The organism is Exiguobacterium sp. UBA7533 (assembly GCF_002479335.1).
In the GTDB taxonomy this organism is placed as follows: domain Bacteria; phylum Bacillota; class Bacilli; order Exiguobacteriales; family Exiguobacteriaceae; genus Exiguobacterium_A.
Window position 1 is genome coordinate 493,478 of the sequence record NZ_DLMP01000005.1, and the last position, 15,093, is coordinate 508,570.

Sequence of the window (15,093 nt, forward strand, 5' to 3'; positions counted from 1 at the left end):
GGCGGACTCAATCCATTTCTGCTTCGTCCGAGCCTTGAGGTAGGGGTGTGCCATCACCCCTCCTGAGACAGACCGTATAGGTTCTCAGGCTGATGGACTGTTACCATCCATCACAGGTGCGTATCGAATGTTCATCGCACCGACGGCGTCTCGATGTCCTTTAAACCCACAGGCACACGTGTAGACCCTATCCCTCACCTTGTTCCTGACGGAACAGGATGGGCAGGTCTGACTCGTGTAGGCGGGGTTCACATACTCAACCTTGATGCCCGACAAGGCGGCTTTGTATTCGATGAAGGACGCGAGACGATAGAACGACCATGAGTGGAGGTTCTGGTTGTTTTTACGGCTTGTTCTTGCCGTCTGTCGGATGTTCGCCAAGAGTTCGAGGCGAATGACAGAGATTTTCTTCTGTCTTGCAAAATCGACGATGGCTCGGCTGACCTTGTGGTCCTTGTCCCGCATCCACCGCTGTTCCTTCTGATTGCGTCGTTTGATAGCCTTCGACTTCTTCTTTTTGCCGAGTGCCTTCCGTTCCGCACGGAACTTGCGTTTCATATACTTGTTCTTACGACCGTTCCCGAAGAAACGGGTCGTGTCGTCATCGGTGACGGCGACCGCCGGCACTTTCAGTCCGAGGTCAACCCCCATCACCCGTACCCCCGTCCGAGGGACGGTCGGGACATGGACGGAAATCTGAGCGATCCACTTCCTTCCCTTCTTCGTGACCCTGAGCGTCCCGAGTTTGTTGGCAAGGAGTCGGGTATTCCGATTGTCCTTGTCAACCATGGCAGCACGGAATCGCATCTTCACGGACTTCCCGTCCATCCAAATGGGGAAGGAGATGCTCTCGAAGTCGAAGAAATAGTTCTGATTGTTCCAGACGCAGACCGGCTTTTTGAGGACAGGGATGCGTTTGAAATCCTCTTTCCTCGCCTTCTTGTAGATGCCGACGGCATCTCCTGCGAGTTGGTTCTTCACGGCGCTCGGAAGGGGGGTGTCGATGTCCTTGCTCGACCACCTCTTCCCGTCCTCGGAGGCGACCATGTTCGCCACGACTCGGTTGGCGGTCTGGATATAGGTCTTGCCCATCCTTTTTAGGATGGCATCCTGACGATGCGTGGCATAGATTCGAACTTCTACCGTGACGACTTGACTCATCTTTGACACCTCCTTCATCATAATAATCAACTCCATTATAGAATTACTATAAATGCATTTCATCAGGAAGAACAGTCAGGGACATGCGGTGTCTGAAGACACCCGTCCCCGAACTCGCTATCATCCCACCCCTAAAAGAGTGGGCTTTCTCGCTCGTACATTCTGTAAGAACGTCTGATAGTCGTCTGCCGTCCACGCAGGTAACAGCGCGAGCTGTTCGTCCGTCGCTCCTCGGCTAAAGATGAAACGTTCTCGGGCTACTTCCCCTTCTTCTTTTTGGACCTCTAACAAACCGTCGACGAGTCGACCTTTTATTGCTTCTAATGCAATCATGCTCTTCTCCTTAACAATATTCTTTCGTTGGTGTGAACGAGACACCGACATCGTGTCCACCTAGTTGAACATCCCCTGCTCCTTGTAGCGGTTCAGTTCGCACGGAGGATAAGGCAAGGTGTTTGAATAACAAAGGCTCAAACGTCTCGACGATCGGTTGGAACGTCGCATCGACCGACAAGACGAGATCGATTCGGGCGTCCCGCGATAACGCTCGTGCCTTTCGTTCCGACTGGATATAACGGACGAGCTCCCGCATCCAGCGTTCCTGCTCCAGTGCTTCCGTGATCCGCGTATCGAGCGTCACGGTGAGTCCACCACTTGTCGCAGCAGCAAAACCCGTCTTGACGATCGGTTCGACGATGACGTCTGCTTGACGCACTTCGACTTCATCGCCTGATACGGTCTGGTAGATCAATCTTCCTGTCTCGAGCAAGTCTGAAGTCTCCTGTGCAGTCAGTTGTTGTAGCCATTGATGGATCGCATTCGCTTGCTGTGCGAATTTTGCTCCGGTTGCGCGGAAGTTCAGTCTTAGACGAAATCGTGTCGTCGCTTGCGTCGTCGGGACGATTTGGACGTCTTTTACATTCAGTTCCTCTTGGATGATTGCCGTATAGTCCGCCCACGAAAAGGTTTCGCTCGATTGGACGCTTAGGCTAGCAAGCGGTTGTTTGACTTTTAAGGCATGCGTATTACGAACTTGTCGTCCTAACTCGACGACAGACATGACTTGCATCATCTCATATTCCAGATCAGGTCGGAGCATCTTTGGATCGACAACCGGATAATCCGCTACATGCACGCTCATTCCTGTTAATCGCTGATAGACATCATCAGCAAGGTACGGCGTGAACGGAGCGAGTAGTCGTGCCGTCGTCGAAAGTGCGAAGTGGAGCGTCGTGTACGCGGCTTGTTTCTCTTCCGACCAGTCAGCTTGCCAGAAACGTTCCCGAGAACGGCGGATGTACCAGTTACTGATCTCATCGACGAGTTGCGCGAGACTCCGTGCTGCTTGAGTCAATTGATAATCGTCCATCGCATCCGTCACATCTTGCGTCGTTTGATGGACACGCGAGAGCAACCATTCGTCGAGACGCGTCCGTTTTTGCGGACGTGAGCCATCAAATCCGTCCAATTCTGCATACGTCAGATAGAACTGGACAGCATGATCCAGCGTATCGACTAGTTTTGATTTTGCTTCTTGGACAATCCGCTCGGCAAACCGTTTCGCACTCCACGGACTGCTATCGACGAGTAGCGCCCAGCGCAGGCTATCAGCACCATATGCTTCGATCAATGCCACTGGATCGAGGGCATTCCCACGACTCTTCGACATCTTCTGTCCGTTCTCATCGAGGACGTGACCGAGTGCGAGGACGCGCTTATAGGCAGGCTGTCCTGTGAAGAGTGTCGAGATCGCTTGCAAACTGTAGAACCAGCCCCGCGTCTGATCGATGCCTTCGATGACGACATCGGCTGGATACCGGTTAAGCGTCTGCGTCCGTGATGGATAATGCTGTTGCGCGAACGGCATCGCTCCGCTATCAAACCAGACATCAATCACTTCTGGTGTTCGGTGCATCACTCCTTGACACGTCGGACACGAAACCGATAACGCATCGACGTACGGTTTGTGCAGTTCGACGGATTCCGTTGGTGTTGTCGTCCGGTGCAACAAGTCAGCCTTGTTTTTCGGAACAAACGTCGTATCACACGCTTCACACTCCCAGACGTTCAGTGGTGTGCCCCAGTAGCGATTACGACTGATGTTCCAGTCGACGAGTTGCTCGAGGAACTTCCCGAACCGCCCTTCCTTGACGTGATCGGGATACCACGTCACAGACGCATTGTTCGCAAGGAGTTGTTCCTTGACGGCCGTCGTCTCGATGAACCAGTTATCTTGTGCGTAATAGAGCAGTGGCGCGTCACATCGCCAACAATGTGGATAGCTGTGCGTGTAGCGTTTTTTCGAAAACAAGCGTCCCCGTTCTGCGAGCAACTGGATGATCGCGACGTCTGACTCTTTGACGAATCGTCCAACGAGTGGTGGAACGGCATCCGTGTAACACCCAGCAGCATCGACGACGTTAACGAATGACAGTCCGTTTTCCCTTACGACCCGGTAATCCTCTTCCCCATACGCTGGGGCAAGATGGACAAGTCCGGTTCCACTCGTCGCTTGGACAAAGAAAGCCCCGACGACCGTGTGACCGTTCTCCGGCGTCACGAAATCAAACGGTGGTGCATAACGCAAGCCGACGAGTTCCGCACCAAGCTGTTCGGATACGACCTCGACGGATTCCGAGAACAGTTCAGCGACTAACGCTTTTGCGACAATGAATAGCTCTCCTTCAAACGATACTGTGACGTACGTCAATTCCGGATGAACCGCCACCGCGACGTTTGCCGGTAACGTCCATGGTGTCGTCGTCCACGCAAGTAGAAACGTCTGCTCCATGCCGACTATTGGGAGTTTAACCGTCGCCGATAAGTCCGTCACGTCCTGATAGCCTTGCGCGACTTCATGGGAACTGAGTGACGTCTGACAGCTCGGACAATACGGTGATACACGATGTCCCTTCGTCAACCAGCCTTTGTCATGGATCGTCCCGAGGATATGCCAGACGCTTTCGATATAATCGTCCTCCATCGTCACGTAAGGGTCATCCATGTCGACCCAGTAGCCGAGTTTTTCCGTGAAGGAACGCCACTGTGCCTCGTAGGAGAAGACACTTTCCTTACAGCGTGCGATGAATGCTTCAACACCGTAGTCTTCGATTGCTTGTTTGCCAGAGATCCCGAGTTGTTTCTCGACACCGAGTTCGACCGGTAGTCCATGCGTATCCCAGCCGGCTTTTCGCTCGACCCGAAACCCTTTCATCGTCTTATAGCGGGCGACGGTATCCTTGACGGTTCGTCCGAGCGCATGACCGACGTGGGGTAATCCGTTCGCAGTCGGAGGTCCTTCGTAGAATACGAATTCCGCTTCCGTGCGTTGCTCAATCGATCGTGCGAAGACCTGGTCTTGTTTCCATCTGTTTCGGACACGCGCCTCGCGTTGTTGTACGGTTTCTGCTTGGTTTTGTGACGTCATCTCTTGTTCGCTCCTTTGTCAGTAACTAAGAGAATACAAAAAAGTCCGCCCCCTTTGACAGGGACGGACTTCACCGCGATACCACCCATATTCCGTCGAGAATACTCGTTCTCGACAGCACTTAGTTGCACACTATCATGTGCATTCCATGTAACGGTGGACACCCGGTCACGCTTACTGAATGGTTCAGCGTGACTTCTCAGAGAGGATCTTCATGATTGATCTGGCTACCGGTTCTCAGCAATCCCGGTTTTCTGTAAGGCAGAGGGACAATCATTACTCTTTCTCGTCAACGAAATGATATGCTCTTGTTGTGGAGAATCTTACCATATGCCTTAAACACTGCACAATAACTTTTTACATTTTCTTGCAAAGGAGTTTTTTGAATGTTACATACTTTCCCAACGCTTAAAACGGATCGTCTCGTCTTACGCGAAGTGTTACCCGAAGATGCTACGAGTGTCCTAGCCTATTTATCAGACGAACACGTCGTCAAACAGATGGGACTCGCCGCCTTTCAATCAGAAGCAGACGCGCTTGAAGAGATTGACTGGTATGCCTCAATTCGTCGTGAGGGTACGGGTATCCGTTTTGGGATTGCGTTATCAGGAGACGATGTCATCATCGGTAGTTGCGGTTTCTTGAATCAAGCGGAACGCCATCAGCGGGCAGAACTTGGGTTTGAGTTGAGCCCTGCCTATCAGGGACAAGGCATCGCGAAGGAAGCATCGCTTGCGGTCATCGAATATGGCTTTACAGAACTTTCGCTCAACCGAATCGAAGCACTCGTTTTACCCGATAATGCCACATCGCAACGATTGCTTGAACGACTTGGTTTTCAGCGTGAAGGGTTGCTTCGTCAATATGAAAAAACACGCGGTCAATTTGATGATTTGTATATGTACTCGTTATTGCAGAGTGATTGGTCTGTCTAAGGTCTCACATTAGATTTCTGGACTCTAAGTCTTTTATCCGTCGGTAGACTTCTTCTACTTCTGATTGTGCAAACCAGATATCGGGATGCTTTTCAAACATCAACAAACTGATATACAAATCGATGTTATCAGGATCTAGTTCGGCTGCTTTTTTGGCATGGAATAAAGCGATTACGCAAGCTCCCTCGAGATGACAAAGTGGATGTAGCATCAATGAAGATGTCAGATCATGTATCTCACTTGATTCATGGTGTTGTAGTAAATAATTCATAAAAGCATATATAGTGAGATTAAACGTCTCAAACCCTACACTAAGGATCATGTCGAATCGCTTTTTTTCCGTTAACTCCAAAAATAGTTTCGCTGCTTTCTCAAAGTCCATCACAGCAATATATTTTCGCAACCGGTACTCTAACTCTTCCACGTCGGTTGTCCTCCTCGATTGAAAATCCGCTATTGTTCATCAACATTTTCCACTAACAAAGACATGTTCTTAATACTTAGAATGTGTCTTTTTATAATGTATTACAATATTTCTCCTACAGATGCTCAACTATCATTCCTTTTCATCGATAAGATCGTGCTTTCATGAACTCAATGATCGGTAAGATAACTAAAGCAATCGCGAATAAGACGATCAATAACAGATTCGCTGATTTATGTAAAAAGTAATCGAGACAGATACATCCAAAAATCAGGACAATCAGGATTTTATAGCTAATAAGTCCACTCTCCGCCGTAATCTTTTTGCCGAGCTCATCATCAGGTACCGGACGCTCGTCCTCTCCTGACCGTGCCCACGTAAAATACGAGAAGAACATGATCAACAGAATTGCCAATTGAACGATCGAGAAGAATGTGACATTGTTTTCAAAGATCATACTGATGACGGTAAGGCTCGCTATCGTCACGAGTGATACTAAAAATAGAACTGTTTTTTTCTTAGACATCTCATTCCTCCTGTTCTGAAATGAACAGATGATCGACTTGTGTTCGTAAGACTTTGGCGATATTAAATGCTAATTGTAAAGTCGGATCATACTTGTTGTTTTCAATCGCATTGATCGTCTGGCGACTGACCTGACAGCGGTCAGCCAGTTCTTGTTGCGATAATTTTGCTGCTAGACGTCGCTCCTTGATGTGGTTTCTCACGTTCATTCCTCCACGACGTGTCAAATTCTTTTTACATCTCCACTGTAATGAACTTCCATCATTATGTCAAAAACTATTGACATTTCAGATTCAAATTTAATATGAAAAAGCACTTTCTGTTCATCAGAAAGTGCTTTGATCTTTATCTCAAGTAGCTTGAAATTTCTTTTTATCGTTCAGGATTGATCGTCTGACATGGAGAGTAACTAAAATGTTCTTACATATGAACTCGAAAAGTATTTGTTTCTTCTACTACGACTACCGGTAGACTAGGAGCAAGCGGAACGAATTTTTGTAGCTCATGCGAGAGCGAGTCTTGATACGCAGCTGCGGAACTCCAAATCTCGTATGTGAGAATCGTCTCCGATTGTTTATCTGACACATTAATCGTATATAAAATACATTCGGATTGTTCCAAGACAAGTTGTTGTAGCTCATTCAATACTTGAAATAAAGCTTCCTGATCATTTTCTGTGCATTTATAATGTGTCAGAACACCAAACTGATCCATGCCACTTCCTCCTCACTCCATCAAGCTAATTCAATCCCACCAGTGACTCCATAAATTTGTGCTGTGATGTAACTTGCTTCGTCTGAGGCAAGTAGCACATAAGTACTTGCGAGTTCAGCAGGCTGACCACAACGCCCGAGTGGCGTGTCTTTTCCGAAATCCTGCATCTGATCCGGCAGTAATCCTCCTGTGAACTGAAGTGGCGTCCAAATGGGACCAGGTGCAATACCATTGACACGTATGCCGCTCGGTGCTAATTGTTTCGCAAGACCTCGCGTAAAGCCATTTAAAGCAAATTTTGTCGATGCGTAGTCTAGCAATATTTCACTTGGATGATAAGCTTGAACCGATGTAGTCGTTATGATTGTCGATCCAGGCTTCAAAAATGGAACTGCTGCCTTCACCATCCAAAATGCAGAGAATACATTGACTTCGAATGTTCTTTTAAGTTGTTTTGTCTCAAGATTTGAAATATGCTCTACAGGGTTCTGTGTCCCTGCAATTAATGTCAGCGAATCTAATCCGCCTAGGCATTGATGTGCTTCTTGGACGAGTTGAACGCAGTACGCTTCATCGGATAGGTCACCTGGAATTAAATACGCTGTACGCCCTGCTTGTTCTACCAGTGCTTTTACTTCTTCGGCATCTGCTTGCTCTTCAGGTAAGTATGAAAGGACCAGGTCTGCCCCTTCCCGCGCATAAGCAATGGCAACGGCTCGACCGATACCTGAATCTCCGCCTGTAATTAAGATTTTTTTGTTGAGTAATTTATTGTTTCCTTTATAGGATTGTTCTCCGTGATCCAGTTGTCTCGTATGTTCAATCGAAAAGTTCGCCTCAGCCATAAAACATATCTCCTTTATACTTGTTTAAATTATTTTTCCCTGCCACACATAATTCAAACCGATTTTTAGTAGAGTAAAAAAAAGCACTTCCTATACATTCAGGAAGTGCTTTTTATCCTTTTGGCGGGAAAGGATCATGCCCATACGAATCCTTTTCACGAACTTGTCCTTCTTTATTGTGAATCAATAATTCTGTTTTTTGTTTTTTCGCAATCCGTCGCCCTTCTGCGATAGCTTCTTTCTGTGTCTCGAATCGTTTTGTTGCTCGGGTCGCTCCGGCTGCTTTCACTTGATAACCGCCTTTGGGATGCGGGGAGACATGTTGATTTCGTCGCATAGTATAGCTCCTTTCTGCGGTATGTTTCATCTCTAAATACTTGCTTGAGATCCACATGTCCTCTACCTTTAAAATTTTAATAACATTTTATTTTATGAAGTATACTAAAAGAAAGTGTCCGACTTGAAAGGAAGCGTGAATCATGAACCGGCTCATTTGGCATGTTCGTTATTTAAAATTCATTATGATTTGTATCCTGATCGGTTTGTTATGCATAGCTGGTATTGGAATTCCTCTTGTATGGCATGGACTTTCAGAACAATTGCTCTTCGAACGCCCTGGCTACTTCGTATTGATCATGGCCTATATCGTGTTGATTCCAGTCCTGTTCATTTTGATTCAAATGTTGCGGCTATTGCAATACTTTGTGACGGACCCGCTTCCATTGCCTTTAATCACATCTTCCATCCAATCATTGAAGCTGAATTGTTACGTGATTTCAGTAATGACCTTATGCGTCTTCCCTGTCTTTTTTTACATCGGTCAAATCGATGATGCACCTGGCTTGATCCTCGTTGGTATTAGTTTAATCCTTATCCCTTTGACAGTTGGTTCCTTACTTGCTTGCATACAACAACTTCTATTACGAAACCTGCAGTCCGTCAAGTAATTTACGCCCTATCACATTGATGTGTGTCCTGATGTCCCTGTTTCAACAGGATTTTCGATTGACAATGTAAACACGTCATTAATCGAAAGGTTGCCTTTTTTGTGCTGACCGCATGTCTTCGTAATTCATTTTCATATACATGTCTTGCTTTGATTCGATGATCGACTTCACTTTCCATCTCGATCCCTCTTCCCTCAATTTGTATTTTTTTCTATTTAATATGTGCCCTGAATCATTCTTGATAAATCCTTTTTTTAGAAGAAATAGTTTGTCTTCCAGCGGTGGCATAAAAAAAATCGTTAAAAGGTCCTGTTTAATATGTATTTTACCGACCGATAAATGAATTATAGATAGAAAATATGAGTTGAGAGGACTAGTTACACGTGAAGAACACAACCAAGAACCATTCCATCCGAACACGCCTTTTAGTAATGATTAGTTTAATTTTGATTGCCTTTTTTGTTTTTAGTAGTCTGGCCTTATACTTCAATACGAAGCAAACTGCGGTTTCAACGCTTAAAGCGACCGCCGAAAAGGACGCGCTTCGCATCAGCAAGACATTCGACACGGCGGCTTACAGCGAATTTCTACAATCGCCTATCGCGTCTGAGCAATATGAAACGTTACGAAACGAACTCGATACATTACGTAAGCAAAACGGACTCCTGTATGCATACACAGTACGCATCGACCAAAATAAGGTCCGTTTGCTGATTGACGGTCTCCCAAAGAAAGATGCGGCTAAAATTGATGCGCCAGCAAGCGGTGCAAAAGTCGCGGATATGCAAGATGTTTTAAAAGGCGACACACATGCGACGGACATCATTAATGATCCTGTGAATGGACAGTATATGAGCATCTACGTTCCGTTAAAAGATGCGTCCGGTCAAGTCATCGGTATTCTTGGAACCGACATCGCTGCGAAGGAAGTCAATGCGCTTACGACGGATCTATTACAACAAAACGCTCCGATTTTCATCGGGTTAATGCTCCTGCTGTTAACGATCACCCTCGTCTTGCTCTACATCGTGCTCGGTCGAAAATTACGTCCGCTCGAGACGTTACAGAAAGTCGCCGCCTTGATTGCCGACGGACGACTGAATCAGGCGAAACAGACGTTGAGCGATTTGACAATCGCTTCAAAGGACGAAATCTATGCGCTTGCGACCTCGATTCGTGATATGAATGAGATGCTGCGGACGATGATCGTTGATATCAAACAGACAGCCACTCTCGTCTCGACGACGAGTCAATCGATTGATCAAAGTACATCAGAAGTACTCGACGGATCTGAGCAAATCGCTCATACGATGTCGGAAATCGCAACGGGAACTGAAAGTCAGACGCAAGTCACGCTTTCATTGAATGACGAGATGAATCAGTTCGCAGCATTAATCGAGACGACGAATCAGTCTGGTGTCGAAATTCAAGGAACGACGGATCAGATGGCAATACTGACACGAGTCGGACGGGATCAAATGTCTGCTTCTGTCGAACAGATGCGCCACATTCATCAACATGTCACCCAGTCTGCTGAACAGATTGATCTACTGAAACAGCAATCATCGGATATCCAAACGCTCGTCGGCATTATCCGCGGTATTTCCGAGCAGACGAATCTACTTGCCCTCAATGCCGCGATCGAAGCAGCACGGGCTGGCGAACAAGGCAAAGGCTTCGCCGTCGTTGCGACCGAGGTCAAGAATCTCTCAAGTCACGTCGCAAGTAGTGTCAGTGAAATCGCAACAATCGTCACCTCGATTGAAGACAGTGCGCAACAGATGCAACACAGTTTCAAGACGACGGTTGAAGCAACAGCAGCCGGTAAGCAGATCGTCCTTGATACGGATACAACGTTCGAACGGTTGACGGATCAAGTCACGCACGTCTCGTCAGCAACACAGCAGATGACGCAACAGATGGAAGACGTCTTGCAGGCAGAACGATTCATTCGCAATGCCTTGACGGAAATTGCAGCTGTCTCGGAAGAGCATACGGCAAGTAACGAGGAAGTCGCCGCTGCGTCTGAACAGATGATTGCGACGATCACGACGTTGCATACGCTCGTAGGTGATTTAAACGCACGAACGGAACACTTAGAACAAGAAGCCCGTCGCTTCGAGATCTGATATCACATTTGTCATGTTTTGGTTCTCACTTTATACTGGTATGAATATACATATGAAGGAGTCGAACCACATGTCCCAATATGATGTCATCATCGTCGGTGCCGGATCCATGGGAATGGCTGCCAGTTACTATCTTTCACGAACCAATCAAAAAATCTTACTACTAGACGCCCACAATCCGCCGCATGATCAAGCAAGTCATCACGGGGAGACACGGATCATCCGCCATGCCTATGGTGAAGGGGAAGCTTACGTACCGCTCGCGTTAACTGCGCAACGCTTATGGTACGAGTTAGAACAGGTCAGTGGTCGGAGCTTGTTCCTGAACACCGGAGTCTTGAATGCCGGTCAACGCTCGTCCCGTTCGATGCAGACGATCATCAAGAGTGCAGCGCAATACGATTTACCGCTCGAGGTCCTGACGGCTGAGGAAGTTAGAATCCGCTGGTCCGGCTTAACGATGCCCGACGATTATATCGGTTGTTTTGAACCGACGTCCGGTGTATTGAAATGCGAGGATTGTATTGAAGCATACCGTGACCTTGCTGTCGCGAACGGTGTCGACATCCGGACGAATGCAACAGTGACGACGCTTACTGCTCATGCCACTGGTGTTGACGTGACGGTTGGATCAGACATCTATTCAGCTGACGCGTTGATCGTCGCAGCCGGGGCTTGGTCTGGTCCGTTGCTCGAACAGACCGGCCTCTCCTTACCGCTTCGCCCGGTCCGAAAGACGTTTGCCTGGTTTGAAGCAGCGGAAGAAGTATTTAACGATGCGGCGTTCCCTGCTTTTGCCTTTGATACACCCGCCGGTTATTATTACGGTTTTCCAAGCATCGCTCAAGCCGGTCTGAAAATCGGACGGCACGATGGTGGCATCTCGGTTGATCCGAATCATCCACGCCGTCCATTTGGTCAAGAAGCCGGTGATCTGGCAGATTTACGACAGTTCACGAACACATTCATACCCTCGATCGATACCTTATCTCATGGTAAAGCATGTCTTTATACGATGACACCAGATGAGGACTTCATCATCGATCTGCACCCGGACTATCCGCACATCGCGATCGCCGCCGGCTTTTCCGGTCACGGATTCAAGTTCAGCAGCTTGGTCGGAAAAGTACTCAGTGAATTGATCATGGAACGATCGACGAATGAACCGATCGCACCGTTCGCCATTGAACGATTTGCGAAACAAGGCATATGAAATGACAAAGACCGGCAACGAAAATTCGTTGTCGGTCTTCTCTTTCAACGGTATGATTTCACACCGATTCCTTCGATTCTTGCTGATTTTTTGCAGCTAGTTTTTCATGCTGCTTTTTTTCATCTTCACTCCACCAGCCGTGGATAAATAATACGAGTCCAACGAGCAATGCACTTATCGGGAAAAACGATAAATTGTATTCTCCAAGGTTTTCTCCTAGAAATTCGGGTGATAATTCAATATACGCTTGGAATAATTGAACGATAAAGAATAAGAAAAAACTAGTAACGAGTGCATATGTACCATAGCGATAACTTATATTTTTCATATGATGACTCCTTTCTTTACAATATTCTAGTATAAATCATTCAAGAGAGGCATCACATTTCCTCTTTTTTCATTATCATTTTTAAGAATGTTTCCAAAAACATGCTAAGATAGTTTTAGGAAACGATTAAATGAAGGAGGGGAACACTACGTGAACTTTAATCTCTTCAAAAACCATGTCCGTTTTAAGATTGCGCTCGAATTGATTGATCTCGAAGATGGTTTATCAATCATGCAACTGAATCAACGCTTAACGGATGTACCGCAGTCGACCTTATACCGGCAAGTTAATGCGATGATGGACGATCAGTTGTTGAAAGTCGTCGCCGTCCATCGTGTCGGAAAAGTCGAGGAGAAAATTTATGCCTTGAACACAAGCGGTTATCAAATTAGCGAAGCAGACTGGAACAGTGCGACGTACGACGAAAAAGTGAATTTCGTCTCGTTCTACTTCATGTATGTCTTACAGCAGTACCAAACATACTTCGAACAGACCGTTCAAACGGAAGGTCAGGACCACTCGACGTTCTCAATTGCTAAACTGCAGCTGACGGATGAAACCTTCAATGATTTCCAACAGGACATGCGGACATTGCTCGAAAAATATCATCATCTGGAGACGGAAGACCGGGCAAGAGAACGGACTGTCTCACTCGTCATCTTACCGTAACTATTCTCTGTTTAAGGAGGCTGTTTTTATCAAAATGAAACGAGATCATATTGCGAGGGAGAGAACATGGACCCTATGAAACACATCAAAGAAGATCTTGATGCAATTGTAATGGACACGTTGAACATAAAAGCAGAGCAGATTCTTAAGATTGGTGAAGGAGCTTGGCACACTGTGTATCAATTAAAGAGAGTAGATGATCAAGACCTTGTAATTCGAATGAAAAAAAATGATGCTTATGGCGAATTACAACAGATTGATGAACAAGAGTTGACTACAGAGTATGAGTCAACGAAAGCTTACTATTTACACGCCAATACAAGTGACCAACATGTCTGTCCTGACTTTTATGAATATTTTATTGAAGATGACACAGTATTCACAGTAGAAACTTTCATGGGTCGTGGAACAGACTTATTGTTACTCAATCAGAATAAAGCCCATTCTTACGGTACGAAATTAGGACAAATTTATCACAATATACATAACCATAAAATATCCATTAAAGGTTTCGGAGAACTGCGCTGGCAGGCAGAAACTTTACAAGGTAGCGATTTAAGAAACAGTGATACATTATGGCAGGAAGAAAATAACCATGTCTTAACCGCTTTAAGTACACTCATTCATTCTAGCCTTCGCTTTGATAAAGAAAAAGTCGATAAACATATTCATGCTTTAATTAAAAATAGACGAACTCAAATTCAAAATATCTCTCTCGTGAATCAAGATGTAACCCCAGAAAATTTAATCTTAAACAATGAGCAGATCGCAATCATTGATCCGTTTCCAAGATTGGATTTTGATTTGAAATATACGGCTTACTTTGTTTTTTGTTACAAATTTCTGTTACCAGCCTTTTCGAATGCTCCAAGATACATAAATCAAGCGTATCAAGAAAAAAGTAATGTGTTAAAAGAAATCGCTGATGGATTTATAAGTGGATACTTCTTTAACGTGGTTGGAGACGAACGCACCACTCAAATTCGACGATTACTGGATGAATATACATTATGGATATTGCAAGAAGCGTATGAGCACTATGAAACCTTACAGCAACCTCACCTCAATCATAAAACAACGCAACAGATGGGGAATCGGGAAATGATAACTGCTCGCTTGCATCTATGCCTCGAAGAATTAGAAAAATGGTGTACGTAATAAGAGTAGATGCTGACTCAAACTGTAGTCTCTACAAAGATAAAAAGAATGATGCTTTACACGCAACTCCTACAGGAAAAGCGCATTATTGCGCTGTCAGAGACAAACAAGACCCGCTTTCCTGCTTGGATGAAGCAGGAAAACTGGCTTGTGTCTCGCCTGAGGAAAGGGCGTGAGAAAGCGAATCATTCTTTTTTTTGAGTCAGCCTCTTTATGTATCATGCTAGGTTTTGTTAAACGGAAACGAGAGATGATGTATCGAGTTCTTCACTTTCGATTACAATCGCCGTTAAACCCGTATCTGTCTTCGTTTCGTGCCATTCTCCTTGACTCCAAAACACGGCTTCCCCACTCTGAACGTTTATGTAGTCATCCGTTTCCCCTCTTACCCAACCTTCACCCTCTACAATTAATAGAAGTTGCGGTACGACAGCCTGGTGATAACCGACTACGCCATCCTTTTCTAAATGAATACATCCGATGTGCGTCACTTTTTCCGTCTGCATGATCCGTGACATCACAAAATTCGAATCGAATTTCGAATTTTTTTTACCAACTTCTTTTTTGAATTGATAAATCTGCATATGACCTCCTATAAATTATAATTCGTCTTTCATT

17 protein-coding genes and 1 other annotated feature are annotated in these 15,093 nt (G+C 45.9%); of the genes, 6 read left to right on the forward strand and 11 right to left on the reverse strand.

From position 1 onward, the window contains the following. Nucleotides 1-84: 84 nt before the first annotated feature. The 3 genes from B2U10_RS10130 to ileS form a co-directional block, all read right to left on the reverse strand. The gene (locus B2U10_RS10130) at nt 85-1,161 is read right to left on the reverse strand and encodes an RNA-guided endonuclease InsQ/TnpB family protein (protein ID WP_290787323.1); all 1,077 of its coding nucleotides are present in this window, start codon (nt 1,159-1,161) and stop codon (nt 85-87) included. A gap of 120 nt (nt 1,162-1,281) precedes the next feature. Further along, nucleotides 1,282-1,494, reverse strand: a complete 213-nt coding sequence (locus B2U10_RS10135) for a hypothetical protein (RefSeq protein WP_290787326.1) — start codon at nt 1,492-1,494, stop codon at nt 1,282-1,284. Between the two features lie 10 nt (nt 1,495-1,504). Beyond that, complete coding sequence (ileS, locus tag B2U10_RS10140) at nt 1,505-4,588, reverse strand: isoleucine--tRNA ligase (RefSeq protein ID WP_290787329.1); 3,084 nt, start codon at nt 4,586-4,588, stop codon at nt 1,505-1,507. Between the two features lie 56 nt (nt 4,589-4,644). Next, nucleotides 4,645-4,890, reverse strand: a binding site (T-box leader). An 84-nt stretch (nt 4,891-4,974) separates the two neighbouring features. Between ileS and B2U10_RS10145 the strand changes: the two genes are divergently transcribed. Continuing rightward, complete coding sequence (locus B2U10_RS10145; RefSeq protein WP_290787332.1) at nt 4,975-5,523, forward strand: GNAT family N-acetyltransferase; 549 nt, start codon at nt 4,975-4,977, stop codon at nt 5,521-5,523. 4 nt (nt 5,524-5,527) lie between these two features. Here the strand turns inward: B2U10_RS10145 and B2U10_RS10150 are convergent, their stop codons facing one another. The 6 genes from B2U10_RS10150 to B2U10_RS10175 all read right to left on the reverse strand — a co-directional run bounded on the left by B2U10_RS10150 (nt 5,528) and on the right by B2U10_RS10175 (nt 8,368). Then, nucleotides 5,528-5,947, reverse strand: a complete 420-nt coding sequence (locus B2U10_RS10150; protein WP_290787335.1) for a hypothetical protein — start codon at nt 5,945-5,947, stop codon at nt 5,528-5,530. A 142-nt stretch (nt 5,948-6,089) separates the two neighbouring features. Continuing rightward, nucleotides 6,090-6,473, reverse strand: a complete 384-nt coding sequence (locus B2U10_RS10155; protein ID WP_290787338.1) for a hypothetical protein — start codon at nt 6,471-6,473, stop codon at nt 6,090-6,092. Nucleotide 6,474: 1 nt separating this feature from the next. Beyond that, nucleotides 6,475-6,681 (reverse strand): helix-turn-helix transcriptional regulator, encoded by a 207-nt coding sequence (locus B2U10_RS10160; protein WP_375091586.1) that lies wholly within the window; start codon nt 6,679-6,681, stop codon nt 6,475-6,477. A 211-nt stretch (nt 6,682-6,892) separates the two neighbouring features. After that, on the reverse strand, nt 6,893-7,186 hold the full coding sequence (locus tag B2U10_RS10165; RefSeq protein WP_290787345.1) for a putative quinol monooxygenase: 294 nt from the start codon (nt 7,184-7,186) through the stop codon (nt 6,893-6,895). Nucleotides 7,187-7,206: 20 nt separating this feature from the next. Continuing rightward, nucleotides 7,207-8,031, reverse strand: a complete 825-nt coding sequence (locus B2U10_RS10170) for an SDR family oxidoreductase (RefSeq protein ID WP_290787348.1) — start codon at nt 8,029-8,031, stop codon at nt 7,207-7,209. A 112-nt stretch (nt 8,032-8,143) separates the two neighbouring features. Further along, nucleotides 8,144-8,368 carry a DUF2188 domain-containing protein gene (locus B2U10_RS10175; protein ID WP_075642185.1) on the reverse strand — a complete coding sequence of 75 codons (225 nt, stop codon included), beginning with the start codon at nt 8,366-8,368 and terminating at the stop codon, nt 8,144-8,146. 142 nt (nt 8,369-8,510) lie between these two features. Here B2U10_RS10175 and B2U10_RS10180 point away from each other — a divergent pair, with 142 nt between their 5' ends. The 3 genes from B2U10_RS10180 to solA all read left to right on the forward strand — a co-directional run bounded on the left by B2U10_RS10180 (nt 8,511) and on the right by solA (nt 12,320). After that, complete coding sequence (locus B2U10_RS10180; RefSeq protein WP_290787355.1) at nt 8,511-8,978, forward strand: DUF2975 domain-containing protein; 468 nt, start codon at nt 8,511-8,513, stop codon at nt 8,976-8,978. A gap of 383 nt (nt 8,979-9,361) precedes the next feature. Next, nucleotides 9,362-11,107, forward strand: coding sequence for a methyl-accepting chemotaxis protein (locus B2U10_RS10185; protein WP_290787358.1), 1,746 nt, complete (start codon nt 9,362-9,364; stop codon nt 11,105-11,107). A gap of 70 nt (nt 11,108-11,177) precedes the next feature. Continuing rightward, nucleotides 11,178-12,320 (forward strand): N-methyl-L-tryptophan oxidase, encoded by a 1,143-nt coding sequence (gene solA, locus B2U10_RS10190; RefSeq protein ID WP_290787361.1) that lies wholly within the window; start codon nt 11,178-11,180, stop codon nt 12,318-12,320. A 58-nt stretch (nt 12,321-12,378) separates the two neighbouring features. Here solA and B2U10_RS10195 read toward each other — a convergent pair whose 3' ends face one another. Continuing rightward, nucleotides 12,379-12,648, reverse strand: a complete 270-nt coding sequence (locus B2U10_RS10195; protein ID WP_290787364.1) for a hypothetical protein — start codon at nt 12,646-12,648, stop codon at nt 12,379-12,381. 150 nt (nt 12,649-12,798) lie between these two features. Between B2U10_RS10195 and B2U10_RS10200 the strand changes: the two genes are divergently transcribed. Together B2U10_RS10200 and B2U10_RS10205 are read left to right on the forward strand one after the other, a co-directional pair. After that, a complete protein-coding gene (locus B2U10_RS10200) occupies nt 12,799-13,317 on the forward strand; it encodes a transcriptional regulator (protein WP_290787366.1) in 519 nt (172 codons plus the stop codon). A gap of 75 nt (nt 13,318-13,392) precedes the next feature. Beyond that, complete coding sequence (locus B2U10_RS10205; RefSeq protein ID WP_290787369.1) at nt 13,393-14,475, forward strand: hypothetical protein; 1,083 nt, start codon at nt 13,393-13,395, stop codon at nt 14,473-14,475. A gap of 233 nt (nt 14,476-14,708) precedes the next feature. Here B2U10_RS10205 and B2U10_RS10210 read toward each other — a convergent pair whose 3' ends face one another. Beyond that, a complete protein-coding gene (locus B2U10_RS10210) occupies nt 14,709-15,059 on the reverse strand; it encodes a cupin (protein WP_290787372.1) in 351 nt (116 codons plus the stop codon). Nucleotides 15,060-15,093: the final 34 nt, after the last annotated feature.

What these genes read in the sequence shown, in the direction of transcription:
- B2U10_RS10130 (WP_290787323.1), bottom strand. Translation starts at nt 1,161, where the DNA reads ATGAGTCAAGTCGTCACGGTAGAAGTTCGAATCTATGCCACGCATCGT.
- B2U10_RS10135 (WP_290787326.1), bottom strand. Translation starts at nt 1,494, where the DNA reads ATGATTGCATTAGAAGCAATAAAAGGTCGACTCGTCGACGGTTTGTTA.
- ileS (WP_290787329.1), bottom strand. Translation starts at nt 4,588, where the DNA reads ATGACGTCACAAAACCAAGCAGAAACCGTACAACAACGCGAGGCGCGT.
- B2U10_RS10145 (WP_290787332.1), top strand. Translation starts at nt 4,975, where the DNA reads ATGTTACATACTTTCCCAACGCTTAAAACGGATCGTCTCGTCTTACGC.
- B2U10_RS10155 (WP_290787338.1), bottom strand. Translation starts at nt 6,473, where the DNA reads ATGTCTAAGAAAAAAACAGTTCTATTTTTAGTATCACTCGTGACGATA.
- B2U10_RS10160 (WP_375091586.1), bottom strand. Translation starts at nt 6,681, where the DNA reads ATGAACGTGAGAAACCACATCAAGGAGCGACGTCTAGCAGCAAAATTA.
- B2U10_RS10165 (WP_290787345.1), bottom strand. Translation starts at nt 7,186, where the DNA reads ATGGATCAGTTTGGTGTTCTGACACATTATAAATGCACAGAAAATGAT.
- B2U10_RS10170 (WP_290787348.1), bottom strand. Translation starts at nt 8,031, where the DNA reads ATGGCTGAGGCGAACTTTTCGATTGAACATACGAGACAACTGGATCAC.
- B2U10_RS10175 (WP_075642185.1), bottom strand. Translation starts at nt 8,368, where the DNA reads ATGCGACGAAATCAACATGTCTCCCCGCATCCCAAAGGCGGTTATCAA.
- B2U10_RS10180 (WP_290787355.1), top strand. Translation starts at nt 8,511, where the DNA reads ATGAACCGGCTCATTTGGCATGTTCGTTATTTAAAATTCATTATGATT.
- solA (WP_290787361.1), top strand. Translation starts at nt 11,178, where the DNA reads ATGTCCCAATATGATGTCATCATCGTCGGTGCCGGATCCATGGGAATG.
- B2U10_RS10195 (WP_290787364.1), bottom strand. Translation starts at nt 12,648, where the DNA reads ATGAAAAATATAAGTTATCGCTATGGTACATATGCACTCGTTACTAGT.
- B2U10_RS10205 (WP_290787369.1), top strand. Translation starts at nt 13,393, where the DNA reads ATGAAACACATCAAAGAAGATCTTGATGCAATTGTAATGGACACGTTG.
- B2U10_RS10210 (WP_290787372.1), bottom strand. Translation starts at nt 15,059, where the DNA reads ATGCAGATTTATCAATTCAAAAAAGAAGTTGGTAAAAAAAATTCGAAA.